Source organism: Klebsiella sp. KE9456, from assembly GCF_043832615.1.
GTDB lineage: Bacteria > Pseudomonadota > Gammaproteobacteria > Enterobacterales > Enterobacteriaceae > Klebsiella > Klebsiella indica.
The window spans coordinates 43,171-68,086 of record NZ_JBDYQK010000015.1 but is presented as its reverse complement, the minus strand read 5'-3'; the positions used below and the strand labels follow the sequence as shown (position 1 = coordinate 68,086).

General features: G+C 50.7%; 30 protein-coding genes. 16 read left to right on the top strand and 14 right to left on the bottom strand.

The window, feature by feature from the left end:
* Window positions 1–24: 24 nt before the first annotated feature.
* Both ABK821_RS16145 and ABK821_RS16140 read right to left on the bottom strand, forming a co-directional pair.
* The gene (locus ABK821_RS16145) at window positions 25–579 is read right to left on the bottom strand and encodes a toxin YdaT family protein (protein ID WP_048982894.1); all 555 of its coding nucleotides are present in this window, start codon (window positions 577–579) and stop codon (window positions 25–27) included.
* Between the two features lie 2 nt (window positions 580–581).
* Window positions 582–803: a YdaS family helix-turn-helix protein gene (locus ABK821_RS16140; protein WP_040228062.1), complete on the bottom strand. Its 222-nt coding sequence runs from the start codon at window positions 801–803 to the stop codon at window positions 582–584.
* A 131-nt stretch (window positions 804–934) separates the two neighbouring features.
* Here ABK821_RS16140 and ABK821_RS16135 point away from each other — a divergent pair, with 131 nt between their 5' ends.
* From ABK821_RS16135 to ABK821_RS16105, 7 genes are all read left to right on the top strand, one after another.
* Window positions 935–1,345, top strand: a complete 411-nt coding sequence (locus ABK821_RS16135) for a helix-turn-helix domain-containing protein (protein ID WP_040228064.1) — start codon at window positions 935–937, stop codon at window positions 1,343–1,345.
* Between the two features lie 251 nt (window positions 1,346–1,596).
* Window positions 1,597–1,719: a hypothetical protein gene (locus tag ABK821_RS16130; protein ID WP_259657996.1), complete on the top strand. Its 123-nt coding sequence runs from the start codon at window positions 1,597–1,599 to the stop codon at window positions 1,717–1,719.
* 533 nt (window positions 1,720–2,252) lie between these two features.
* Window positions 2,253–2,447, top strand: coding sequence for a DUF1482 family protein (locus ABK821_RS16125; RefSeq protein ID WP_205351987.1), 195 nt, complete (start codon window positions 2,253–2,255; stop codon window positions 2,445–2,447).
* Window positions 2,448–2,608: 161 nt separating this feature from the next.
* Window positions 2,609–2,905, top strand: coding sequence for a hypothetical protein (locus tag ABK821_RS16120; protein ID WP_224359136.1), 297 nt, complete (start codon window positions 2,609–2,611; stop codon window positions 2,903–2,905).
* A gap of 141 nt (window positions 2,906–3,046) precedes the next feature.
* Window positions 3,047–5,137, top strand: coding sequence for an exonuclease (locus tag ABK821_RS16115; protein ID WP_224359135.1), 2,091 nt, complete (start codon window positions 3,047–3,049; stop codon window positions 5,135–5,137).
* Between the two features lie 51 nt (window positions 5,138–5,188).
* Window positions 5,189–5,437, top strand: a complete 249-nt coding sequence (locus ABK821_RS16110; protein WP_181244914.1) for an excisionase — start codon at window positions 5,189–5,191, stop codon at window positions 5,435–5,437.
* Window positions 5,415–6,542, top strand: a complete 1,128-nt coding sequence (locus ABK821_RS16105) for a phage integrase Arm DNA-binding domain-containing protein (RefSeq protein WP_181334505.1) — start codon at window positions 5,415–5,417, stop codon at window positions 6,540–6,542. Before ABK821_RS16110 ends, ABK821_RS16105 begins: the two co-directional genes overlap by 23 nt.
* Window positions 6,543–6,587: 45 nt before the next feature.
* On the opposite strand, the gene ompW is transcribed toward ABK821_RS16105, so the two are convergent.
* Complete coding sequence (ompW, locus tag ABK821_RS16100; RefSeq protein ID WP_395033980.1) at window positions 6,588–7,226, bottom strand: outer membrane protein OmpW; 639 nt, start codon at window positions 7,224–7,226, stop codon at window positions 6,588–6,590.
* Window positions 7,227–7,538: 312 nt separating this feature from the next.
* Between ompW and ABK821_RS16095 the strand changes: the two genes are divergently transcribed.
* The 3 genes from ABK821_RS16095 to yciA all read left to right on the top strand — a co-directional run bounded on the left by ABK821_RS16095 (window position 7,539) and on the right by yciA (window position 9,575).
* Complete coding sequence (locus ABK821_RS16095) at window positions 7,539–8,282, top strand: YciC family protein (RefSeq protein WP_138361306.1); 744 nt, start codon at window positions 7,539–7,541, stop codon at window positions 8,280–8,282.
* Between the two features lie 54 nt (window positions 8,283–8,336).
* Window positions 8,337–8,876: a septation protein A gene (locus ABK821_RS16090; RefSeq protein WP_138361305.1), complete on the top strand. Its 540-nt coding sequence runs from the start codon at window positions 8,337–8,339 to the stop codon at window positions 8,874–8,876.
* 300 nt (window positions 8,877–9,176) lie between these two features.
* Window positions 9,177–9,575, top strand: coding sequence for an acyl-CoA thioester hydrolase YciA (yciA, locus tag ABK821_RS16085; RefSeq protein WP_138361304.1), 399 nt, complete (start codon window positions 9,177–9,179; stop codon window positions 9,573–9,575).
* Window positions 9,576–9,607: 32 nt separating this feature from the next.
* Here the strand turns inward: yciA and ABK821_RS16080 are convergent, their stop codons facing one another.
* Complete coding sequence (locus tag ABK821_RS16080) at window positions 9,608–10,144, bottom strand: YniB family protein (protein ID WP_138361303.1); 537 nt, start codon at window positions 10,142–10,144, stop codon at window positions 9,608–9,610.
* Between the two features lie 130 nt (window positions 10,145–10,274).
* Here ABK821_RS16080 and hxpB point away from each other — a divergent pair, with 130 nt between their 5' ends.
* The 4 genes from hxpB to ABK821_RS16060 all read left to right on the top strand — a co-directional run bounded on the left by hxpB (window position 10,275) and on the right by ABK821_RS16060 (window position 14,055).
* Window positions 10,275–10,943 carry a hexitol phosphatase HxpB gene (gene hxpB / locus ABK821_RS16075; RefSeq protein ID WP_343178973.1) on the top strand — a complete coding sequence of 223 codons (669 nt, stop codon included), beginning with the start codon at window positions 10,275–10,277 and terminating at the stop codon, window positions 10,941–10,943.
* 144 nt (window positions 10,944–11,087) lie between these two features.
* Window positions 11,088–11,849 (top strand): 2-dehydro-3-deoxy-D-gluconate 5-dehydrogenase KduD, encoded by a 762-nt coding sequence (gene kduD / locus ABK821_RS16070; RefSeq protein ID WP_308563857.1) that lies wholly within the window; start codon window positions 11,088–11,090, stop codon window positions 11,847–11,849.
* 91 nt (window positions 11,850–11,940) lie between these two features.
* Window positions 11,941–12,531, top strand: a complete 591-nt coding sequence (locus ABK821_RS16065) for a metal-dependent hydrolase (protein ID WP_142502073.1) — start codon at window positions 11,941–11,943, stop codon at window positions 12,529–12,531.
* Between the two features lie 132 nt (window positions 12,532–12,663).
* Window positions 12,664–14,055: an L-cystine transporter gene (locus tag ABK821_RS16060; protein ID WP_138361299.1), complete on the top strand. Its 1,392-nt coding sequence runs from the start codon at window positions 12,664–12,666 to the stop codon at window positions 14,053–14,055.
* Window positions 14,056–14,388: 333 nt separating this feature from the next.
* Here ABK821_RS16060 and cedA read toward each other — a convergent pair whose 3' ends face one another.
* From cedA to osmE, 8 genes are all read right to left on the bottom strand, one after another.
* A complete protein-coding gene (gene cedA, locus ABK821_RS16055) occupies window positions 14,389–14,643 on the bottom strand; it encodes a cell division activator CedA (RefSeq protein ID WP_138361298.1) in 255 nt (84 codons plus the stop codon).
* A gap of 202 nt (window positions 14,644–14,845) precedes the next feature.
* Window positions 14,846–15,604, bottom strand: a complete 759-nt coding sequence (gene chbG / locus ABK821_RS16050; RefSeq protein ID WP_138361297.1) for a chitin disaccharide deacetylase — start codon at window positions 15,602–15,604, stop codon at window positions 14,846–14,848.
* Between the two features lie 12 nt (window positions 15,605–15,616).
* Window positions 15,617–16,963: a 6-phospho-beta-glucosidase gene (locus tag ABK821_RS16045; protein ID WP_138361296.1), complete on the bottom strand. Its 1,347-nt coding sequence runs from the start codon at window positions 16,961–16,963 to the stop codon at window positions 15,617–15,619.
* A 223-nt stretch (window positions 16,964–17,186) separates the two neighbouring features.
* Complete coding sequence (chbR, locus tag ABK821_RS16040; RefSeq protein ID WP_277753114.1) at window positions 17,187–18,026, bottom strand: transcriptional regulator ChbR; 840 nt, start codon at window positions 18,024–18,026, stop codon at window positions 17,187–17,189.
* A 12-nt stretch (window positions 18,027–18,038) separates the two neighbouring features.
* On the bottom strand, window positions 18,039–18,386 hold the full coding sequence (chbA, locus tag ABK821_RS16035) for a PTS N,N'-diacetylchitobiose transporter subunit IIA (protein ID WP_138361294.1): 348 nt from the start codon (window positions 18,384–18,386) through the stop codon (window positions 18,039–18,041).
* A 52-nt stretch (window positions 18,387–18,438) separates the two neighbouring features.
* Window positions 18,439–19,797, bottom strand: coding sequence for a PTS N,N'-diacetylchitobiose transporter subunit IIC (chbC, locus tag ABK821_RS16030; protein WP_138361293.1), 1,359 nt, complete (start codon window positions 19,795–19,797; stop codon window positions 18,439–18,441).
* A gap of 161 nt (window positions 19,798–19,958) precedes the next feature.
* Complete coding sequence (locus tag ABK821_RS16025; protein WP_138361292.1) at window positions 19,959–20,279, bottom strand: PTS sugar transporter subunit IIB; 321 nt, start codon at window positions 20,277–20,279, stop codon at window positions 19,959–19,961.
* Window positions 20,280–20,562: 283 nt separating this feature from the next.
* Complete coding sequence (osmE, locus tag ABK821_RS16020; protein WP_138361291.1) at window positions 20,563–20,901, bottom strand: osmotically-inducible lipoprotein OsmE; 339 nt, start codon at window positions 20,899–20,901, stop codon at window positions 20,563–20,565.
* Window positions 20,902–21,130: 229 nt separating this feature from the next.
* Here osmE and nadE point away from each other — a divergent pair, with 229 nt between their 5' ends.
* The gene (gene nadE, locus ABK821_RS16015; protein ID WP_138361290.1) at window positions 21,131–21,958 is read left to right on the top strand and encodes an ammonia-dependent NAD(+) synthetase; all 828 of its coding nucleotides are present in this window, start codon (window positions 21,131–21,133) and stop codon (window positions 21,956–21,958) included.
* 102 nt (window positions 21,959–22,060) lie between these two features.
* Complete coding sequence (gene cho, locus ABK821_RS16010) at window positions 22,061–22,921, top strand: excinuclease Cho (protein ID WP_343178975.1); 861 nt, start codon at window positions 22,061–22,063, stop codon at window positions 22,919–22,921.
* Window positions 22,922–23,115: 194 nt separating this feature from the next.
* Here the strand turns inward: cho and spy are convergent, their stop codons facing one another.
* Together spy and astE are read right to left on the bottom strand one after the other, a co-directional pair.
* Window positions 23,116–23,598: an ATP-independent periplasmic protein-refolding chaperone Spy gene (spy, locus tag ABK821_RS16005; RefSeq protein WP_138361288.1), complete on the bottom strand. Its 483-nt coding sequence runs from the start codon at window positions 23,596–23,598 to the stop codon at window positions 23,116–23,118.
* Window positions 23,599–23,950: 352 nt separating this feature from the next.
* The gene (gene astE / locus ABK821_RS16000; protein ID WP_343178977.1) at window positions 23,951–24,913 is read right to left on the bottom strand and encodes a succinylglutamate desuccinylase; all 963 of its coding nucleotides are present in this window, start codon (window positions 24,911–24,913) and stop codon (window positions 23,951–23,953) included.
* Window positions 24,914–24,916: the final 3 nt, after the last annotated feature.

The window sequence follows — 24,916 nt, the reverse complement described above, 5'->3', positions numbered from 1 at the left end:
GTATAGTCATTGGTAAAAACTCGATTAGAAACACTGTGGCGCTACGGCGGTAATGCTCGCCAGTAGTGGTCCCGCCACATCTGCAGGTAGCAGATTAAAAAGCGCTATTGCCGCATCGCGGATTTCACGTTCCAGTTTTTGAAGTGGAGCTCCAAGTAATTTGGCCTGGTGCGCTTCGTTACATTCTTTAATAGCGCTGGCCACCAGCTCGGTTTCAGTTAATCCCCTTTTCAGGTCATGCTTTCTGGCTATCTCTATAGGCATGGCGTCAGCAATTGCGGATGACAGTCGAATCACATAACTGGTGTACTTCTCAGACGCCCCTTCATTTTTCAGATATCGGTAGAGATTCTGCTTATTGACGCTGATCCCTCTCCCATTTTGCTTTTCCCACTGTTCGGCCACCAGCTGCGCAATAGTGTCTTGCGCGCGACCGGGTAAGGTTGCCTCCCACTCCTGAACCGCTGCAAAGATGGTCTGGCACTTAACGCGGTCCCGGCGCCGCGGTGCATACTGATTTTCCGTTTTCAGTTGCATACCCATAATCGGGGTATGATTTTTAAAAGAGATGGTTTGCATGGTTAGTCCTTTGGAAGTCCATCGGCAGGATTTGGATAAAGGTCTGGGCGCAATTCGTGTGGAGTTACCTTCCAGTCAACCGCTTTGCTCACCTTGATAACTAACTCCCCGGGGATTTTATTTTTGAACCACCCATTTACTGTTTGAGCTCTCCTTTTCATACGACGGCCGAGCTCAGCTTGGCTGCAGATGTTCAAGAGCTTTTTTTGGATTGATGCCTTCATCGGTTGGTCTCGTTGGTTATCGATGGAAGACAATAAAACAAATTTAATCGATACCGTCAAATTATTTCGATAGATAGAGCTACAGAAAAAATCTGTATAATTAGTGGTAACTTTATGAATTGGATGAAGAGATGAACTTCGGAAAGAGATTACAAAAGGCGATAAAAGATCTCGACATATCGCAATCTGAGCTAGCCCGCAGGTTGGGAGTTAAGGCTCAGTCGGTGAGCGGCTGGTGTAACTCTGACATTCTGCCTAGATCTGAAATTTTAAATCTTCTACCGGCTGCCACTGGTTATCCGCTTTCATGGTTTTTTATGGAAGATGGAGAAGTATCTGAAGATATTGATCCGTGGGCGCCGAGCGTTCAAGTCAAGCCATCTTCAGAACTTCAGGAAAGGCTTCTCAAGGCATTTGAACAATTACCGACTGATGATGAAAAAGAGAGAATTATCAGCATTATAGACATGCGTCTTGAAGAACTTGATAACTTTGCAAAGGCTTATCTACAAAAAAGAAATCTTATTCCACCAACAAAATAAGCCCCTCCACTCTCCTTCCCCCATGCGAGGGTCATCAATTGGCCTGCAGCTTTTTTTTGCCTCCATGTATCGATTTAATTTGACGCATATCGATTACTTCGATAATAATACTCGCATCGCAACACGTCATCGAGGCAGGACGCCCACGAAGTAGCTGCCGGCGGCATACGAAACACCGGATGAGATGACAGCAATATCAATCGCAGCAGGTTCAACGTTCGGCTCCCCGGCCTTAAGGGAAGGAAAAAGGTATGGATAAAGCATACGAAGACTATTTTGAAAGCCTCGCTGAAGGTGAGGAGGCATTGAGTTTCAGCGAGTTTACCGCAGCACTTTCAGGTCAGCAGGCAGACAGCACCTCTCCTGAAAGGTAATAGATATCCGGCGCGCTTCGTGGTGGTGAATTGCAGGGTGAAAAAGCTCAATCGTGGAGATCAGCGTCACGACACCACCAACGAAGCGCGCCGACGTAGTGAAAATAAAATTCAGGGTTTGCAATGCGGTGAATGCGGCTATGCGCACGCGGCACAGTTAAAAAGGTAAACATGAGCGGTTTCCATGGTGCGGGAAAAAGCAGGTCGGTATCAGTTGTTAACTGGCTGATACCACCGGGAGGCACCCGGCGCCGCATCGCAAAGTCTGATTAACGGTTAGTCAGCAAGTACCGTTAGCCGCGTTAAGGCTGGAGCTGAAATGAGTAAAAATGGCATTCGCTCAGTAGTCATTTCGGTATGTATCGGGCTCATCTTTTGGGCTTTAGTTTCTAAACCTATCACGGAGTTTGTCACATGGTTGATTTCGCTCGTGTAACGACTGGGAACCAGGCAGTACGCCTTCACTGGATTACCGCAAGGATCCGCCAGCTCTGCTATTTCCTCGCCCAAAAAGGCGACCCAGAGGTAAACGCATGAGCACCCTGTACGTTCTGATTATCGGCGTCTGCGCGATTACAGGTGAATGCTCCGATGTTCTGACTGGCATTTATGAATCAGAGCAACAATGCGTTGATTCTGCCGCTGAGCAGCACGTCAAAGGGCAGTGTTTACCTTACAAACAGGCTTTCGCCTGGGCCGACGACCAACGGCCAGCAGTACGCTTTTAAACGAGTTTTGACCAATGGCTTTGCCAGCTTAATGCCCGGTGCACAGGGCATTGCGATGGTAATACCGCCATCACAACCAAACAGGAGACGAGGCCTGTTCTGGTTAAATTGGAAAAGTTGACTTTGCCCGTCTCACGGCGGGCCTTTTTCCCGGAGGCTTTATGTCAGCCAACGAACTGGCGTTGAAATTCAGCACCGCACCTGCTGAGCAACTCATCGGTGTCTTGCCTGTTCTTGAGGTCAAGGAAGTTCTTCATGATGAAGTTGAAGATGAGGTTCTGAATGAAGTTTGGATGGAACACAAACTTGAAATGGACGCCACTGAGGAAGTTGTAGATGCATTCGCTACGGCAATGAAACTGGCGCTGACACAATCTGCAAAAACAGCAAAAGCGACGTTACGAAAGGCGCTTAAGGAATATCCAGGCTACGGGCAGGAGCCATCAGCAGCCCCATAAAGCACAAAACCCGCGCAAGGCGGGTTAAGTACCCGGTCAGCCGACCAAAGCTTTCCGGATTCGAGTTTTGACCAATGACCACCACCAAGGCGGCTGCCATCAGCTGCCGGGTATCTTACAACCTGAAGGAGCCCGAACGCAATGAACAACTATGCGTACCTAATTAAAGCCAAAGCAAAGGCGACAGAAGCAAAAAGCTATTTTTGCTGGTTTTCTGCAAAATCCGATTCTCGCGCTGAACGTGAAATCCTCAATATTCTCGAAGACGCAGGAATCAACGTTGGCCGTGGTGCTGACCACCAGCTGCCGATCCGCACTCACTGGTTTATCGTTGATGATTTACCAGAAGAAAGCGTTCTCGATGATACATGGTGTGACCGCTACGAACTCAGCGGCGAGGATGGAATCACCTGGCAGAAAATAACCCAACCCCCGGTTGAAGAAAAATCTCCTGTTGCTGAAAATGGTGCAATAACAAATTCTGAAGAGATTTATTCTAATGATGAAAATGCTCTATTCAGTCTTGCAGAAATGCCGTTCCGCACTCAATTGCTCGCGCAGTATATGGAACGTGACCGCCATGTTTACCATATCAGCATTCCACTGCGTGACCGCCTGTCAGCTCTTGAAATGGATACCGACAACAACGCTATTCAAGATTTGATACTGGCAGCAGAAAACGTACCAGATATTAAAAAATATGATATGCCAGGCATCTGGAAATTCACCAGCGCGTTCAAAAAAGTATTTCCTGAAGGCAAGCGCTACGAACTCGGAAAGAAAGTCCAGTTTGCAAAGTTATGGTTCGAAACCAAAGCCATTGATCGCGGCATTCTCGTTAAAGAATGGACTGCAGGACATCAGGTTACCGAAATTATCCATTCAGGCGATACTGCCACGACTGAACGCTATACACGTGCCATAACTCAAAATATGGCTAACCTGGCTATTGAGATCGCCATTGCTCAACTTTATCCAAATGCAGAGCCCGGGAAAATTACACGCCCTCAACTCATTGGCGCCAAGGAGCTTGTGGATCGCGAAGAGAATGTTCACGCAAAAGCCATGAAAGTTTTGGGCAAAATTAATGACATACTCGACTACGATGCCCATAGCATATTCGGCGTTACCCGAGCCATTAAATGGAATGGCGAAGAAAGCGCTTCAGAACTACGGGCAATGGTCCGTAACTGGCTCGCGGCTAATGGCATTTATGAAAACGGCGAACGCTCAAAAGGCTATCCGGAGTGGGAGGAAGATCCACGTGCTGGCCGTCACTCAAACACTACAGATTTAACCCGGGAGGATGTCGACAGGAAACTTGCTGCTGACCGCGGTGAGTACGTCGAAGGCATCAGCGACCCAAACGATCCAAAATGGGTACATGAAGACCTGACCCAAAAAAGGCAGCCTGAAATTGCCAAAGTTAGTCCCGGCATGTACTCAGTTGAAAGCCTGATTGACCCCCCCACTCCGAAAATCGCCGACGAAGAGGCCAGCAGTAATGTGCAGGTGGAAGAAAATGGCAGTAATGAAGTCGCGGATTCTGATGAAATATCAGAGAGCGAAAAGGCAAATGAGCACGCTACGGGCAACGCTGAGTCTGGTGTCGCGCCAGATGCCGTAAAAATTGAATCCGGTCATCATAATATTGAAGAATCTCGTGTTGATTATGTTCACGTCATGGTGGATCTGGAAACCATGGGAAAAAAATCTGATGCCCCTATCGTCTCCATTGGCGCCGTAATATTCGATCCGGCAACAGGGATTCTCGGCGAAAAATTTTACAAAGTAGTCAGCCTTGAATCTGCGGTTTCTTGGGGCGCTGAGATTGACCCATCAACGGTTATATGGTGGATGAAACAGTCGTCTGAAGCCCGTTCAGAAATTGCCAACGATAATGCCATTCAACTGGATGACGCCCTGCTCCAGTTCAGCGATTTCGTTCTCGAAAATATTCCCGGCGGTCGTAAAACGGCACAAATCTGGGGTAATGGTGCAACTTTCGACAACACCATTTTACGCTCTTCATATGAACTGGCATGTATTGAATGCCCGTGGGACTACTGGAATGACCGCGACGTCAGAACGATGGTTGAACTTGGCAAAGCTATTGGCTTCGATCCTAAAACTTCTATCCCATTCGAGGGGGAACAGCATAACGCGCTGGCGGATGCTCAACACCAGGCCCGGTACGTTTCTGCAATATGGCAACGTTTGATTAAAAATTGATTTTCTAAATTCAGCAGATGGCCCTTAAATGGGCCATCATTGGGAGGATAAATGTCGAGATTAGTTCTTCTTTCAGTATGGGCTGAACATGAATTTGGAGATCCGGTTCCTGCACCATCAACACTGAACAAGTACGCGAAGAATGGAATGATATCCCCACCACCACAGAAGGTGGGGAAAAGCTGGCGGGTGGAATTGGACGCTCGCTTTGTTGGAATGACGACAGCACCTGAGGTGAAAAAACAAGATCACCCGTTGTTGAGGAGAATTCTTGAAGATGGGCAGACCACGAAAACATAATGTAACTATACCGGGGCTTTCCCCTTATTTTGATTCCAGGACAAAAAAGGTTTACTGGCGTTATAAACATCCTGTTACTGGAAAATTCCATGGCTTAGGCACTGACGAAAAAGTCGCTAAAGAAATTGCGATAGAAGCTAACAGCCGTCTAGCTGAACAGCAGATGAGAAACATTCTTAAAATAAAAAGCGAGGTTAATAAACACATTGGTGGTTCAGCAACAGTGTCTGAATTCACCCCTCGTTATTTAAAAATCCAGCAAGAGAGATATGATCGAGGTGAAATAAAACTCAACACTCTAAAACAGAAATACTCACCTCTAAAAGTTTTTGAAGAACAACTTGGTATGAAACCTCTCGATCAAATTACAGTAAAGGATATTGTAGGTATCCTGGAAGAATATAAGGAAAAGGGTCATAACCGTATGGGGCAAATATTCAGGAAGGTCGCTATTGATGTCTTTGCAGAAGCCCAGCAGGTTGGCGACGTTCCCGTCGGCTTCAACCCAGCAGAAGCTGCAAAAAAACCTCACGTCAAAATTACGCGCCAACGATTAACTTTCGAGGAGTGGGAGTTAATCTATACTGCGGCGAAGAAAGATCATTATTTTCTTCAGAAAGGGATGCTTCTTGCTCTGGTAACAGGTCAACGCCTGTCTGATATTTGCAACATGAAATTTACCGATATTGAAGATAACCATCTACTTGTCGAACAGGCCAAAACAGGTGCAAAAATCGCGATACCGCTCGCCCTGCGATGCAACCAACTCGATATCAGTCTGGGTGAAGTTATTTCTCTGTGTAGGGATCAGGTGCTTAGCCAGTATTTACTTCACCATCACCACGCTAAAGGAAAGGCAAAGCGTGGCGGGAAGGTGCAGCCGGCAACTTTAACAGTGGCATTCAGTAGAGCAAGAGACGAAGTTGAATATGAGTGGGGAAAAAATGGAACCCCTCCCAGTTTTCATGAGCAACGATCTCTGTCTGAACGTCTTTACCGAGAACAAGGCGTAAACACTCAGATCCTGCTCGGTCATACGAGCAAAACAATGACCGACAGATACAATGATTCACGCGGAAAAGAGTGGAAAAAACTGGTCATATAATGACCAGTTTTGCAGAAGAGTTTTGCAGGGGTTTTGCAGAAAACTTTAGAACCGGTATCCGGCAGAGAACATAAACACCCACGGATCCAGACGAATACTGTCGTGCTGCTGCGCGCCCGCCAGCTTATAGTTGGCGGTGGTGTCGATATCCATGTACCAGACCGACATGTTAATCAACCAGTCACGGTTAATCAGGTAATCCATCCCCACTTGTCCCGCCGCGCCCCAGGAATCTTTCAGGCTCAGGTCCGATATCCCCGCGTTTTTCCCGTTGTCGTTGACACTTTCATCAAAGAAAGTGGTGTAGTTAATCCCCACGCCAACATACGGACGCAGCTTGCTGCTGGAATCGCCAAAGTACCACTGGGCCATTAATGTCGGCGGCAAATGGTGAACGGTGGCAATGTTACCGGTTGCCGCCGTCCCGACCTTATGACGGAATGGCGTCGCCGCCAGGAGTTCAACACCGATATTATCCGTTGCCATATAGGTGAATGTCAGGCCCAGTTGCGTGTTATTGCTAACATTAAAGCCCCCCAGACTCCCCAACGTACCGCCAGCACCCTCTGTCGGCCTTACCGTCGCGGTCCCCGCGCGGACAAAAAACTCACCCGCCTCATGAGCCGAAACGCTACTGGCAGAGAGACTACCCAGAATAACAAACGCCGCTGCTAATTTTTTCATTATCCACTTCCTCATTATGGTTATTCAGCGCAAGTATATACCCATAATGAAGTATGTTTGATCCAACATAGATCACATTAAATCGCTAAATTTAACATTTATTGATCCAGATTAATTTTCACTATTATGAGTGGAATCAACGTTCAATAAGCCACATCAAATTTCCCTTTGCAGTCGTAATGGGATAAATCATCACTCCCGGCAGCAATTTACAAAGATATACTCAGCGCGCCAGAGCAGAGAGTGATACCCAACAGCGATTTGCGGTACAATCGCCCGCTAGTTAACATCGGCAATACTCAAGGAGAATGCATGTCTATCACGGCAAAGTCCGTCTACCGTGACACTGGAAATTTTTTCCGCAATCAGTTCGTCACTATCTTGCTGATTGCGTTGCTATGCGCGTTCATTACGGTAGTGCTTGGTCATGCCTTTTCACCCAGTGAAGAGCAATTATCAATTTTGAGCGAAGGCGACAGCCTGGCAGGCAGCGGCGGGCTGTTCGAGCTGGTCCAGAACATGACGCCGGAGCAGCAGCAGATCTTACTACGGGCTTCCGCTGCCTCTACGTTTTCCGGTCTGGTGGGTAACGCCATTCTCGCGGGCGGCGTTCTGTTGATGATTCAAATGATTTCCGCAGGTCAGCGCGTCAGCGCCCTTCGCGCAATTGGCGCCTCCGCGCCGATGTTGCCAAAGCTGCTGTTACTGATTCTGCTGACAACATTTGTGGTGCAGATGGGGATGATGCTGGTGCTGGTGCCAGGCATACTGCTGGCTATTGTGCTCTCTTTCGCCCCTGTCATGCTGGTGCAGGATAAAGTCGGTATTTTTAGCGCCATGCGTAGCAGTATGCGCCTGGCCTGGGCCAATATGCGCCTGCTGGCACCCGCGATAATCGGCTGGCTGCTGGCGAAAACCCTGCTGTTGCTGTTTGCCTCCAGCTTCGCGGTATTGACGCCAAATGTTGGCGCGGTGGTGATAAATACCATCAGCAATCTGATCTCCGCATTGTTGCTGATCTATTTATTCCGCTTGTATATGCTTATTCGTAACTAACTTAATCTGGCGCGAGGTATCTCCCCGCGCCATTCTGAACGACGGAATTGATGTATGAAGCAGTTTCTGGATTTTTTACCGCTGGTAGTCTTCTTCGCATTCTACAAGCTGTACGATATTTACGCCGCGACGAGCGCGCTGATTATCGCCACCGCCATCGTGCTGATTTATAGCTGGGTACGCTATCGCAAAGTCGAGAAGATGGCGCTGATTACCTTTGTGCTGGTTGCGATATTTGGCGGGCTAACCATTTTTTTCCACAACGATGAGTTTATCAAATGGAAAGTAACGGTTATCTACGTCCTGTTCGCCAGCGCGCTGCTGTTCAGTGAATGGGTAATGAAAAAACCGCTGATCCAGCGCATGCTGGGTAAAGAACTGACCCTACCGCAGCAGGTGTGGTCGCGTCTGAATCTGGCATGGGCGCTGTTTTTTATTCTCTGCGGGCTGGCGAATATCTATATCGCTTTCTGGCTGCCGCAAAATATCTGGGTCAACTTCAAGGTCTTCGGCCTGACGGCTCTGACGCTGATATTCACGCTGCTGAGCGGCGTTTACATCTATCGCCATATGCCTCAGGACGACAACCACTAAAGCGCGATTCCCCGGCACGTATCCCGCGTGCCGTTTCCCGCAGGTACAAAGCCCCGCCGCATAAACGCTGTTTTGCCAGGCAGTCCGACTGTGGACGGTTTTTTCTCTGCAACGCCCTGCGGTCAGTCGTGTCGGCATGTCTATTCCTGCACGCCGGGATCCTCCAGGCTGAATGAGTACCGCGTCCGGAAACGGGTATCTGTTCTTGCCCCGCCCTGACAGGCATATTCCCCTATTCTCTCCACGCCATTTTCGTAGTAGCATCGCGCCTGATCATCTTTGACGGGTACAGAGTATAGAATGGCGACAACAGATCTCGCGCCGAAGGGCGAAATGGTTTTACGCACCCTGGCCATGCCAGCTGATACGAACGCCAACGGCGATATTTTTGGCGGCTGGCTGATGTCGCAAATGGATATTGGCGGGGCGATTATGGCGAAAGAAATTGCCCATGGCCGCGTAGTCACGGTACGCGTCGACGGCATGACCTTTTTGCGCCCGGTGGCCGTGGGCGACGTGGTGTGCTGCTACGCTAATTGTATAAAACGAGGCAACACCTCGGTAACAATCAATATTGAAGTATGGGTAAAAAAAGTGTCGTCCGAGCCGATCGGCCAGCGTTATAAAGCAACCGAAGCGCTGTTTATCTATGTTGCGGTCGACAGTCAGGGCAAACCGCGTGCGCTACCTGCCCAGTAAATCAGCCAGCCCGGCGTGACCGGGCCCGTTGATTACAGAAAACCGAGCAAAGAGAAGAAAAAGTATCCCAGTACAATACCGATCACCGGCAATACGTACAGCGGGAAATACTGCACCAGAATCGTATGGCGTGGCACCACAATGCGTTCAGCAATCTGCTCACGCGTCAGCCCTTCCGGCCCTTTGGCCTGTTCCAGAATCAACTGATCCTCAACCCCTTCGCGCAGAAACTTCGCCTGACGCCCCATCCGCGCGCCGGAAGCCTGTAACGCCATGCCGACGAACAGCAAAATATAGATCACCCAGAAACCGATATTGATACCGTGTTTAAAATCCGGCAACGGCGAGTTATACCAGAACAAATTGAGGAATGGCGTGTTAAAGCGAACCATCTCAATCATTACATGCGCAAAGTCCATCATTACCGCGTCAATCCCTGGTTTTTTCTCGCTATGCTCATACATAAACTTCAGCACGGAAATCAGCGTCGAGATCGCCGCCGGGATAAACACTACCCATCCCAAAATGCGTTTAAGTACTGCAATGCGTCCAGCTTGTTGATACGTCATGGGTTCCCCTTGTTAAGACGCCTTATCCATTTTCAGTCTACCCTCATCGGCGAATTTCGCCCAATCATGCGCGGTATGATATACCATGAGGAGCGATTCGTTACCTGATTACGCTACCGGAGAGGGACTTATGTCAGCAAGGCGCCAGATTCACGCCGCGATTTTTGATATGGATGGATTATTGATTGATTCTGAGCCGCTATGGGATAAGGCGGAACTGGAGGTGATAGCCAGCCTTGGCGTAGATACTCGCCGCCGCGGCGAAATGCCTGATACGCTGGGGCTGCGAATCGATTTAGTTGTCGACCTGTGGTTTGCACAGCAGCCGTGGCAAGGTCCGGATCGCGCGGAGGTCACTGCGCGAATTATCAACCGCGCCATCCAGTTGGTTGAAGATGCGCGCCCGCTCCTGCCCGGCGTGCGAGAAGCCGTCGCGCTGTGTAAAGCCCAGGGGCTCAAAATCGGTCTGGCTTCGGCTTCACCGCTGCGGATGCTGGAAAAAGTCCTCACCATGTTTGAACTAAGAGACCAGTTTGACGCCCTCGCCTCGGCCGAAATGCTGCCCTTCAGCAAACCGCACCCGCAAGTTTATCTCGACTGCGCGGCGAAACTCGGGGTCAGTCCGCTGAACTGTGTGGCGCTGGAAGACTCGGTAAATGGCATGATTGCCAGCAAGGCGGCGCGTATGCGCTCAATCGTCGTTCCTGAGGCAGAAAACAGCCGCGATCCACGCTTTGTGTTGTCTGACGTGAAGCTCGCGACGCTGGAATCCCTCACGGTGCGCGACCTGCTGGGCTGAAGTTGCGGTACAGGATATATCAACGGCCCGCCATACCTTTTTAATTAAAACAATGTTTCATTTTAATTGTTTTTTTCTCTTTTGCCCTCTATGCTGATTTCACAGGCGCTATTTGACGCATGAAATCAGCATACAGAGGTGCATATGGTACTGAACGCCTTCGACCTTACGAATAAGGTCGCTATCGTTACGGGTTGTGATACCGGGTTAGGCCAGGGGATGACGCTGGGTCTGGCGCAGGCCGGATGCGATATCGTCGGCGTTAATCGGCGCATTCCGCATGAAACGGCGGAAAAGGTTCTGGCGCTAGGCCGGCGGTTTATTCCCATTCAGGCCGATCTGAGCCGTCAGGATGACATCGACGCCATCGTAAACCAGGCCGTTGCGGCGATGGGACGTGTGGATATTCTGGTCAACAACGCTGGCACGATTCGCCGCGCCGATGCGATCTCCTTTAGCGAAAAGGACTGGGACGATGTCCTCAATCTGAACCTGAAATCGGTATTTTTTCTTTCACAGGCCGTCGCGAAACAGTTTATTCGCCAGGGTGATGGTGGAAAAATTGTCAATATTGCTTCGATGCTCTCTTTCCAGGGCGGTATTCGCGTGCCTTCATATACCGCCTCAAAAAGTGGCGTGCTGGGGATTACCCGCCTGCTGGCCAATGAATGGGCAAAATATCACATCAATGTTAACGCCATTGCGCCAGGATATATGGCCACCAACAATACGCAGCAGTTACGGGACGATGCTGAACGCAGCAAAGAGATTCTTGACCGCATCCCGGCCGGACGCTGGGGAATTCCGGACGATCTGCAAGGACCGGTGGTCTTTCTTGCGTCCTCCGCCGCCGATTACATCAACGGATTTACCCTCGCGGTAGACGGTGGATGGCTGGCACGTTGACGGTTTTGTGACAAAGAGTTACACCGTCACCTCTTCCCCGCACTGTATAAAAACCCTATACTGTATAAATTGACAGTTTAGGGTTTTTATCATGACGGCGGAAGGCCACCTCCTTTTTTCTATCGCCTGTGCGGTATTTGCGAAAAATGCGGAATTAACCCCCGTGCTGGCCCAGGGTGACTGGTGGCATATTATCCCTTCCGCCGTGCTGACCTGCCTGCTGCCCGATATCGACCACCCCAAATCTTTTCTTGGGCAGCGATTAAGCTGGATATCAAAGCCCGTGGCGCGCGCCTTCGGCCATCGTGGTTTCACCCACAGTCTGCTGGCGGTATTTGCCGCGGTCGCGCTTTTCTCACTGAAAGTGCCAGAGAGCTGGATCATTCCGGCAGACGCGCTGCAGGGGCTGGTACTGGGTTATCTCAGCCATATCCTCGCCGATATGCTGACCCCGGCGGGTGTTCCACTGCTCTGGCCCTGTCGCTGGCGTTTTCGTTTACCGGTGCTTGCGCCGCGCAAGGGGAATCAACTGGAACGCGTGCTCTGCATCGCGCTATTCGTTTACGCCGTATGGCTGCCGCAAAACGTCGCCGAAAACAGCGCAGTACGCTGGTCGTCGGAGATGATTAACGCCCTGCAAATGACGTTTCATCGTCTGATTGGTCCCCCGTCCAGGCAATAAACCAGCAAAAAAACAAAACGGTTATAATCAATTCCATTTGGATATAAGTAAGGAAAGACGCCTTCTGCTACCCTTGCCGTCACAGGAATACGACATTGACCTACGGTCACAAAGGATATCAGGAGAACAGGAATGAATTTTCCATTAATAGCGAATGTTGTTGTGTTCGCGGTTTTACTGCTGGCGCTGGCGCAAACCCGGCATAAGCAGTGGAGTCTTGCTAAAAAAGTGCTGCTTGGTCTGGTTATCGGCGTTATTTTCGGTCTGGCGCTGCAGATTATCTATGGTTCCGGGCATCCGGTGCTGCAGGACTCTCTCCAGTGGTTCAATATCGTCGGCAACGGTTATGTGAAACTGCTGCAAATGATTGTTATGCCACTGGTGTTCGCCTCAATTCTGAGCGCGGTCGCCCGCCTGCATAATGCTTCACAGCTCGGTAAAATCAGCTTCCTGAGCATTGGTACGCTGCTATTCACAACCCTGATTGCCGCGCTGGTCGGAGTGCTGGTGACCAATATGTTTGGTCTGACCGCCGAAGGGCTGGTTCAGGGCGGCGCGGAAACTGCCCGTCTCAATGCCATTCAGAATAACTATGCCGGTAAAGTCGCGGACCTGAGCGTCCCGCAACTGATCCTCTCTTTTATCCCCAAAAACCCGTTTGCTGACCTCACTGGCGCAAACCCGACATCGATTATCAGCGTGGTTATTTTCGCGGCGTTTCTCGGCGTGGCCGCGCTGAAACTGTTGAAAGATGATGTGGCAAAAGGCCAGCGCGTACTCACTGCGATCGACACGCTGCAAAGCTGGGTTATGAAACTGGTGCGCCTGGTTATGCAGTTAACACCCTACGGCGTGCTGGCGCTGATGACCAAAGTGGTGGCGGGATCCAACCTGCAGGACATCATCAAACTCGGCAGCTTTGTTATCGCCTCCTACATTGGCCTGGGCATCATGTTCGTGGTACACGGGCTGCTGCTGGCGGTCAACGGCGTGAGCCCGCTGAAATACTTCCGAAAAGTCTGGCCGGTGCTCACCTTCGCCTTTACCAGCCGCTCCAGCGCGGCATCTATTCCGCTGAACGTTGAAACGCAAACCCGCCGTCTGGGCGTGCCGGAATCTATTGCCAGCTTCTCAGCATCGTTCGGCGCCACTATCGGTCAGAACGGCTGTGCGGGTCTCTACCCGGCGATGCTGGCCGTGATGGTCGCGCCGACTGTGGGTATTAATCCGCTCGATCCGCTGTGGATTGCTACCCTGGTGGGCATCGTTACCGTGAGTTCCGCTGGCGTCGCGGGCGTGGGCGGCGGCGCAACCTTTGCTGCGCTGATTGTCCTGCCGGCGATGGGTCTGCCAGTGACGCTGGTGGCGCTGTTAATCTCGGTTGAGCCGCTGATCGATATGGGCCGTACCGCGCTAAACGTGAGCGGTTCAATGACGGCGGGCACGCTGACCAGCCAGTGGCTACGTCAAACAGACAGAACAATTCTCGATAGCGAAGAAGATGCTGAACTGGTACACCGCTAATGGCAGGCCTGATGAGGATTGAGAGCGCAAACAGCGCTGATATCCTCAGTTCAGCGCCGTTCGGGACTTAAGAAGGGATGATTACGGGTCAGAGGATATCAGTGAATCGGTGGTGCTGGCGAAGATGGCGCGTTTTTGTTTTCGCCTGATTTTGCTCCGTGGATTATTCCGTTCACTGCCCATACGAGGATATTGGCCATCTCCACGGCCTGCGAACCGTGTGGGGGCGTCTCACCCGCCCCCAACGAAAGAGCGAGAAACACTGTGAACCGCTTAACCGAACGGTATTACGGGGGACTCTCAATCGTTTTTTATTCTTACGGCGCCGCCTCCTCAGGCGCCTATTTCACCTTCCTGCCGCATTTGCGTCGCCCAGCGTTGCGCCGCTTCCGGCACATTAAAGGTGGGTGAACGACGAAAATGTTCGCCCATTAGCACAAAAGCGACATACTTCCCCCGCAATAACCAGACATCGCGATATCCCTCAATCTTGATGGCGTGTTCCGGCGGTGCTGGCTCTACTCGGGGCACGTAGCTGATAATCTGGCGGTTTTGTTGGCGAAGAGGTTTCATCACAAATAGGTTCACTAAACAAAGCGGGGACAGAAACCACTATCATAGCCGAAAAAGCCTCCGTTCGTCGCCCCTTTGCATACTCGCCGTACAGATGTAAACCCTATAAAAAGCCGATCACTGCCACCCGGATATCAGTAAAAAGGACAAAATTGCCACAGTCTCTGTATAAAAGGCCCGGCAGCACCGCCGCCGGGCCGGCTGTCACCGACAACCACTACAGGTCGCAATACGTCCCGAGCCGATATCCACGCCCGGCTATGGCATACTTTAACGATTCGGATGTCAGCACATCCAGTTCGCTCAGACGCGGATAACAATAGGCGCTGCGCATAATCGTGTTATCAATAAATGCCGGATGACACATTACTTCCAGCGATTTTTCATCACGCTGAATAGAGGCATCCAGCGTTTGCAAAAATAGGGCTTCGGAAACCGCCTCGCCGTAAAAGTCGCGGGAAAAACCATCGCTGCTGCGCACCCTATCATGCGCCAGCGCTGAAGGCGCCACTTGCTGTCGGTCAATACGCAACGCAATCCCCTTGCGGGCGGCAAACGCCGCCACAATGGGGTAAATCTGCGCCATCATATGCACATGATGATGGCTGTCGATATGCGTCGGCTCGCAGCCAAACAGCTCGACAAACCGAGCAAACTGACACTCCAGCTCATACGCGATTTCATCCAGCGGCAGATTACCCGCTTCCGCCATCTCCCATATCCACTTGCCGAGACGCCCTTCACGCGTTAAACCCGGCATGGCCGACAGCGGCTCCCCCAGCGTCAGCACAAAATGCATCCCGACCGCCAGCTCCGGTGCACCGCGGCGAAGCTGCACGGCATGGCCGATCGCTTCACCGTTGACCAGTGCCGTTGTAGACGTAACCAGACCATTTTTGCAAGCTTCGATAATACCGTAATTTTGCCCCTTGCTGAGACCAAAGTCGTCGGCATTCACGATCAACACGCGCGCCATATACAGCTCCCGTTACTGTTTCAGTGTTTCGATAGTCGTCGCAAAGTTTGGCAGCCATTTCTCATGTGCGAGGATCATCTCCCGCGCCAGTTTTTCGGCATCGCGATCGGAGTGGATCAGCGGATTCAGGTTAAGCGCCAGCAAAACATCATCCAGCTTACCGCTGATTGCAGCGTCGCTGGCCGCCACCTCAAAACTCTTGATGGTATAAATCAACCCCAGCACTTTCTCATCGAAATGGGTGATGCGCGGCGTCGGTTTTGCGCCATCGCGGCCAAGCGTGCAGCTCATCTCTACCGCCCACTCTGCCGGAACGTTGTCGATGTGACCGTGGTGCGGCACATTCACGTAATGCTCAGTCTGTTTATCATTGTAGATAGCGTTGATGACTTCACAGGCTGCGTCGGAGTAATAGGCCCCGCCGCGTTGCTCCAGCTCTTTCGGCTTCACCTTCAGCGCCGGATTTTTGTACAGCTCGAACAGCTGCTTCTCAACTTTCTGCACCACCTGAGCGCGAGCGCCGCCTTTGTAGTATTCCCCCATTTCAATTGCCAGCATCTCTTTTGGCTTGAAGTAGTAAAGCAGGTAGGAGCATGGAATCAGGCGCAACGCGCGTATCAACCCTTCGCTAAACGGCAGGTCAAAGATATTTTTCACCGAATTAGCGGTCAGACGACCGGACGCCACGCCGTCCAGCAGTTCGTCAAAGCGCGAGACGCCGTTAACCAGCACATCGCGGACAAAGACCAGGTGATTCAGGCCAAACAGATCGATGTTAAGCACATCACTCGGGTTCAGTTTCAGCACATCGGTGATAAACATCTTCATACCAACAGGGATATTACACACGCCGATAAAGCGCTTAAAATCGGTGTGGCGACAGACGGCTTCAGTCACCATCCCTGCCGGGTTAGTGAAGTTGATAATCCAGGCCTTCGGGCAAATTTCCTGAACATCTTTCACAATATCAAATATCACAGGAATGGTGCGCAAACCTTTAAACAGCCCCCCCGCACCATTGGTTTCCTGACCTAAATAACCGTGACTCAGCGGAATTCGTTCGTCCTTCTCACGCGCCTTCAACTGACCGACGCGCAATTGGGTGGTAACGAAATCAGCCCCTTCCAGCGCCTTGCGACGGTCGAGAGTTTTGTAGACCTGCATCGGCACACCGGCTTTTTCAACCATCCGCTGACACATCGCATGGATAATATCGAGCTTTTCCTGCCCTTCCGCGACATCCACCAGCCACAGCTCGCTCACCGGCAGTTCATGATAACGCTTCAGGAACCCTTCCAGTAATTCCGGGGTATAGCTGCTGCCGCCGCCAATCGTCACGACCTTTAATTTCTGGCTCATATTTTTCTCCCTTGTGGACTACGCATATATAGCCGCCATATTTCAAAATGCAGATGTGTCAGCCGCGAATGACGCTCCCTGACGGGCAGCCGCCAGCAACGTTCAGGACGGTTAACCGTTTTGTCCTGCACCCCGAATGATTTTGGCTATACGTTACCCACTCCCCGCGTAAATGCGGATAGTTAAGCTGGATATTTTGCTTACGCGAATATTTCGCGCCTGGTTAATTAATACTTGTAAGATGCTTCCGATAGCTACTGGGGGTAAATGAAGTCAGTTTCTTAAACGTTTTAATAAACAGACTGGGACTGCTGTACCCCGACTCATAGGCAATATCGGTCACTGAGTAATTCGTTATCTCTAACTGTTTCTTGGCAAAGTTGATACGGATATCGTTAATTATCTGCATTGGCGTTTTCGCATAATAACGCTGAGTTGCCCGGGTTAAATATTCCTGCGTTTTCCCGGAGGACTTCACCATATTTTCCAGCGCACATTCAGCAAACATAACTTTATCGTGCATACCTTCAACGGTATTTTTCAACCATTGTGGAATAAAATCCTCCTCTGGCTCCTCGCGATAATGCCGTAAACGATTGAGAGTATAAAACGATACCAGTTCAATAAATTCATCAAACTCGGTTTCGCGAAAATTCAGTGATGCAATAACCGACTCAATATAACTAAGAAACGAACTTTTAACGGTATAGACCTGGGAGGCAACCAGACCAAACGGCAGTAAAGGCAGGTAGTGTTTCTCAAAGAAACGTTTACTGATGCCTACGTTGAGAATGCGCGTCGCACCAAATTCATAAAAACTCTGGTGATGCGACCCCATTGGAATAAAGACAAAATCCCCGCGCTCCAGCAGCACCCGCTTACCATTAATGACCTGATAATAGCGCCCGGTCAACACAATGGTATATTCATAATAATCATGCTGGTGAAGCCCGCTGACGCTCTCCGTCTTGTTATAGATGACCACGTGAAAATTTTTGCCGTTAAAGAGTTGTTGCTCCCGGGCGGTACTGATTTCTGTGGTCATCATTTTTGGCTGCCTCATCGTGTCGATGACCTATTGTACCTTCTCATGCAGCTCAATCAATTCAGCGACCAGCTCGCGAGCCAGCATGGAAGTCATCAGATGATCTTGCGCATGAACCAGCACCAGACTCACTTTCATTTTGCCTTCACCTTCATCACTCTCGATTAATTGTGTCTGCACAAGGTGCGCTTCGCTCAACGCCATTCGCGACTGCTCCATCATCGCTTTGGCCGACGCGAACTTCCCCTGCTTTGCTTCCTTCAGCGCGGCATAAGCCAGGCTACGCGCCTGCCCGGAGTTAATGATCAATCCCATCACCACCTCTTCGAGGTCGTTGGCCGGGCGCTCTTCCTCTGCAATGTTATCCAGATCAAACATAATGACTCCCTCATCTCTCAGACGGTACGGGGATTTCCCGTACCGTGTAATGTCAGAATTTCAGTGCGTTAGCGATATCTTCTTCGCTCTCTTCCTGCTCAATCACGCCCTGCGCTTTGTTGGAAATCACCACAAACGGCAGGTAGACCAGGGTTGATATGGCAAGGTTAAACAGGGCCAGCAGCAGAGCGGCGACGCTGCCGTTCGTGTTAAAGAACGCGCCCAAACCGGTTGGCATGGTCCACGGCGCGATGTTGGTAATCGGCGGGATAACGCCCAGGGTATAAGCCGTCATGGTGATAGCCGCCAGCAGGGGCTGAATCAGAATGAATGGAATGAACATCACCGGGTTCATAATAATCGGCAGACCAAACAGAATAGGTTCGTTAATCTGGAAGATACCCGACGGCAGCGCCAGCTTCGCAACCTGACGATGATCCTCACGCCGTGAAGCGATAAAGATGGCGATAATCAGGCCCAGCGTCGCGCCGGTACCGCCGAGGAAAATATAGGAGTCCAGCATCGGTTTGGCCCACATATGGAAGGTTTTACCCGCAGCCAGCGCCGCGTCAACCGAACCATACTGCTGGTAGATTGCGATGTTTTCCAGCGCCCATGGCGTCATAATTCCGCTGTCCAGTGCCGACAGCGCCAGCGAACCATGTACGCCAAAGAACCACAGCAGGGAGGTGAAAATCACGTACGCCCAGCCGACAACTGCGCCCATTGCGGCCAGCGGCGTGGAGATGGTATCCATAATTATCTGATGGAAGTTAGTGCCCCAGTGCGTCAGCGCCCAGGAGATAATTCCCATAATAGACAGAATAATAAACGCCGGAATGACTGCGGAAAATGATCGGGAAACCGAAGCCGGTACGCTGGACGGCAGGGTGATCACCCAATTACGATGAACAATAAAAGTGAACATCTCCGCCACCACCAGGCCGATAACAATACCTGAAATGATATTGGCGCCGCCTAACCAGTTCGCGCCGACAGCGTAAGCCTCGCCAACGCTATAAGGGGTCACGGTCATAAATGCCGCGATAGCCAATAATCCTGCCGCCATCGGGTCGACTTTGCGCTCTTCCGCCAACGCAGAACCAATAAAGAAAGGCGCCATCAGCGACATAATGCCGAGCGTGCCGTTATAAACGTTACCACCGATTGCTTTAAAACCGTTTAGCGTTTCAATGGTGGAAGCATCCAGACGAATGCCCATTGAATAAAAGAAAGAACCTTCACCAAAACTCAGAAATACGTTATTAATTAAAACAAACATGGCCCCGGCCAGCGTCAATGGCATTAACTTAATAAAACCATTTTTAATTGCATTGACGTGTGGCTGCCTTCCTATTTTAACAGCAAACGGAAGGAGTACCTTTTCAAGCGAATCAATCACTTTACTCATAATAAATACCCTTTAAGGCCGCAATATATTTATTGCGGCGATGGCCGATAAAATTACTCTTTGACGGGAAAATAAACTCTCTTCATTCCGGATAACAATATATTTGTCCTCCCTTGTGTGGTTATCAGCATTACCCGGAAAAATCGAGTTTTAAAATAAAATTATTGCGCAGCCGCTTTCTTAATGGCCGCAACGGCTTCTTTCAAAACGCCTAAACCATCGACTTTACCGTATAAAATAGAATCAATAACAGCCACAGGTTTATTTGGCAGTAAACGCTGGATATCCGGCAGCATATAGGCGATCTGCGGGCCTAACAGAACAACATCGGCTTCGGGTCCCTTTTCTCCGGCTAAGGTTTCCGGAAATGCTTCGATAATAACCGGCACCGCATATTTCTCGGCCTGCGCTCGCATTTTAGATACCAGTAGTGACGTAGACATACCGGCTGAACAGAACAGGTAGATATGTTTTTTTTCCATCAACGCTTCCTCAATTGCTGTGACCTGCTCTCTTCAGCATTTTTATGCCGGAGAGGCGGTAAGAAATATTGCTGCGAATTAATATTGTTGATGCAGTGAGTATATAGTATCGTTCTTCGCGCGGATAATTCCTCCTTGATCAGAATTGTCTCTCATTGACCTTACGTTATGACTACCTTCACATTTCCCTCAAATAATTCGCGCAATTAAATAAGCAACATCATGCATGAAAAAAGCCTGGACAAAGGCCAGGCTTAGGGGAAATCAGCAGTATGGCGAGATCTTACTTGCTGGTGGCTGGGTCAGTATCATACTCAGCACAGGTCTGGTAGCCGGAATTCATTACATGGCCGGTATCATCCAGGGCAACAAAGTAGGTTTCAATTTTACCATCACGTTGACCCAGAATGTAGGTCTGGCAGGTCCCACGCGCATGAATCATGGTGACTTCTGATGAAGGTTTACCGGCGATCTGCATCACCTGCGCGCGGGTCATCCCCTTTTTAACATCTTTAACGACCGGCTGCGTGAACTGATCTTTGGTGCGGTCGTAGGCCGTACACCCTGCCAGCATGGTTAATACTGCTGCTGCGCCGAGAAATCCTGCGAAATGCTTGTTCATATTCCATCCTCTTTTTTTGGCGTGTTAATAAGCCTGGAATAAATGTCGTTATTTTTCAAGCCGAAGGTAGAAATGAGCAAAAATTAAGAGCTTTCCAATAAAATAATCTATGCCATTGAGATCGCCTGCTTTTACACCACTCAAAACGGTGATCCTTGTTGTTTTACCGTCAAAGAGGTAGCTTAAACCTTTGCTGATTGCCAAACTGATTCACTTCCGGGAGGGCGCGATGACGCTACAACAAGAGATTATTCAGGCGCTGGGCGTAAAACCCCAGATCGATGTCGAAAGCGAGATACGCCGCAGCGTAGACTTTCTCAAATCTTATCTACAGCGGTATCCTTTTATTAAATCACTGGTGCTCGGCCTCAGCGGCGGCCAGGACTCAACGCTAACCGGTAAATTGTGTCAACAGGCCATCAGCGAACTGCGCGCGGAAAGCGGCGACAGCAGCCTGCAGTTTATCGCCGTTCGTCTGCCATACGGCGTACAGGCGGATGAGCAGGACTGCCAGGATGCCATCGCGTTTATTCAGCCGGATCGCGTTTTAACGGTCAATATTAAAGGGGCCGTGCTCGCTAGCGAACAGGCGCTGCGCGAGGCGGGAATCGAGCTTAGCGACTTTGTTCGCGGCAACGAGAAAGCCCGCGAACGCATGAAGGCGCAATACAGCATTGCCGGCATGACCCAGGGCGTCGTCGTGGGAACTGACCACGCAGCGGAAGCGGTGACCGGATTCTTCACCAAATACGGCGATGGCGGTACGGATATTAACCCCATCTTCCGCCTCAACAAACGTCAGGGCAAACAGCTGCTGGCTCATTTCGGTTGCCCGGAGCATCTGTATAAAAAATTGCCGACCGCCGATCTTGAAGATGACCGCCCCTCCCTGCCGGACGAAGTCGCGCTGGGGGTAACCTATGAAAATATTGACGACTATCTGGAAGGCAAAACGCTGGATGAGAAAATCGCTAAGACCATCGAAAGCTGGTATCTGAAAACCGAACATAAACGTCGGCCGCCGATTACCGTTTTCGACGATTTCTGGAAAAAATAATTCCCGCTCTTTTCACCCCGATTTTGATCGGGGTGAGTTTTGAACTTCCCGCCTCTTTACTCGCCTGCTATACTGTACAGATAAACAGCATCAGGAGTAAGAGTGGCAAGAAGGCAATCCGCGCCGCGTCTTGAGTTTGAAGCGGCGGCAATTTATACATACCCTGAACACCTGCGTCCGTGGCTCGACGCATTGCCAAAGCAGCCCGGCGTTTATCTGTTCCACGGCGAAAGCAATAGCCTGCCTCTCTATATCGGCAAAAGCATCAATATCCGTAGCCGGGTACTGTCGCACCTGCGAACCCCCGACGAAGCGGCGATGCTGCGCCAGGCCCGGCGAATTACCTGGCAACGTACAGCGGGTGAACTCGGCGCGCTATTATTAGAAGCGCAGTTGATTAAAACGCAGCAGCCGCTTTTCAATAAACGTTTACGGCAAAACAGACAATTGTGCGCATTACGCCTTACTGACGCACGCCCGCAGGTCGTTTATGCCCGCGAACTGGATTTCTCGCATGAAAGTAATCTCTATGGTCTCTTTGCCAACCGACGCGCGGCGCTGCAGGCATTGCAAAAAATCGCTGACGGGCATCGCCTTTGCTATGGGTTAATGGGGCTGGAGCCGCTAAGCCGCGGTCGCGCCTGTTTTCGCTCGGCGCTGGGCCGCTGTGCCGGCGCCTGTTGCGGTAAAGAGCGTCCCGAGGATCATCATCAGCGGCTGCTGGCAAATATGGAAAAGATGCGGCTGGTATGCTGGCCGTGGGCCGGGGCGATCGCGCTGGAAGAGAAGAGTGACGATATGACCCAATACCACATTATTCATAACTGGCTGTGGCTGGGCGCCGTAGATTCTCTTTCGCACGCGCCGGCGCTGACGCGCCTGTCGGCAAAATTTGATCATGACGGTTATAAAATACTGTGTAAGCCGCTGTTAAGCGGCCAGTATCCGCTCCATTCGCTGTGAGAAATAGCGGATTGTTAGTCGTCTCCTTTCGCGTCGTGAAGGCTAAACGTACCGGCGTGGCTGTTAAACTCTGCCGGGCAAGCGAAGCGCCCTTAGTTCAGGCCCCGTTCTCAGATAAAGAAAAACCGCCGATCCTGCCCAACGCCTGTTGGCATAATTGGGCAAGACCGGCGGTCTTAAATCAGCGCGCTGAATTATTCAGCGGGTGCAGGCATTTTACCTTCCGGCGCTTTACGTTCTGTCAGATGCTTCTCAAAATTGGCATTGAACTGTTTTTTCTGTTCCGGCGTCAGAATGTTGTAAATCTTGTTCTGGGTTTCCAGACGGGCCAGCGCCATCTCTTTGTGCTGGGCTTCCATCTTCTCAATCTGCGCTTCCGCCTTTGCCTTGTCGAAGGTATCGCTGGCGATGAGATCGTGCATTGCGCGGCGTTCATCCAGCAAAGGACGCTTCATCTGCTCACGCTGGCTCTTCATAATATCGCGGATTTGCGCTTTCTGCGCATCGGTCAGGTTCAGACCTTTAAACATCATTTCGTGTGGGGCGCCAGGTCCGCGTTTATGATGCAGCATCGGCTTGCCGTCTGCTGGTGCGGCGGAGGCATCTGCCGCATGCGCCAGGTTAGCCGCGCCCAGCGCCAGAGTAGAGGCAACAAACAGTGCAGTAATCTTCTTCATCGTTAAATCCTTACTTTGCGTTATTCTTACGGCGCGTTGCCGTGTTGACGAGATAAACTTTACGGTATTTATCGTCAATTAGTCAGAACAAGCGTAAAACAATGAAAGTGTAAAAAACATTTTCTCATCAATTGTGGAGGAAATATGGAAAACAAGGAGATAAACGCAAGAAAAAATAACTAACAGACTGTTTTATATATAAATCAAGTGAATTATAAAACAGCAGGGATTGAAAAAAAAGAATTAAACCAGGAATAATCTGTAATCAATCAACAGAAGAACAAAAAATAACATTACGGGATAAAAACAAACCACAAAATAAATTCTGTCGCCCGCCCGGACGACAGCATATTCAGCAGCGTTCCAGCATCAGCCCGGCGCGCTGTCCGCAGGCGACGCCGGGGTTGGGAAACAGTACATACTCCTGCGCTTTTGCCGCCACGTAACGAGTATCGCCATCTTCAGCAAGCAACGTCCCTGCTCTGAATGGCGTGAAATTCAGGGTTTGCGCCGACATATATAACTGAAACTTGTCGCTGCTGCGGGTGATCTGCTGCACCACCCGGTAGCGCAGTGGCATATTCCCCTCTCCCGCCCCCCTATCGCCAGCCAGCAGACGTAGTAGCGCATGCTGCGTGGCGCTAAACTGACTCAGTTCGTTGTCGCCAAACGGTAGCGCCTTTCCCAGTTCCAGGGTACAGGAGTACGCGCCGAAACGTTCACTGCTGAAATGCGTAAACGTTCCCCCCGGTCGCTGATGAAATACCAGCGCTTCCAGCCCCGCGCCCCCCAGCCAGCGCAAAAAAAACTCATCCCATGGTTTTTCCCGCGCCGGAAGGACGCCAAAGCGGGTATGCAGAGAACCGCGAATCGCAGTATGTAAATCAAGGTGCCAGCGTTCACCGGAACCTGCCTGATAAAAGCGGGTCAGCACATGCTCCAGTTGCCGGGCACGGGCGGTTTCATCGCTGGGGCTAAATGACCGCCAGCGCTCGCCGAACATGCGGTTGATATCGCTATGCATATAGCGCTGGTTGGCTCTCAGCGCAGGCGGATTACCCAGCACCACCAACAGCCGCCAGCGCAGCGGCAACTCCCCGCCGCACAGCTGGCGCAGCAGTAAATCAGTGATTTCAACCGGTGCGGTTTCATTACCATGAAGCCCGGATGACAAAACCAGCGAACCTTCACACGGTTCATGGGGGATGAGCTGTAAAATACCCCAGTCAATCCACTGCCAGCGAAAGCGCGCGGTTTGGCCATGAAAATGGTGAGGCAGACGCCCCGCCAGAGTTAATGCCAGAAAGTCTTCCACAAC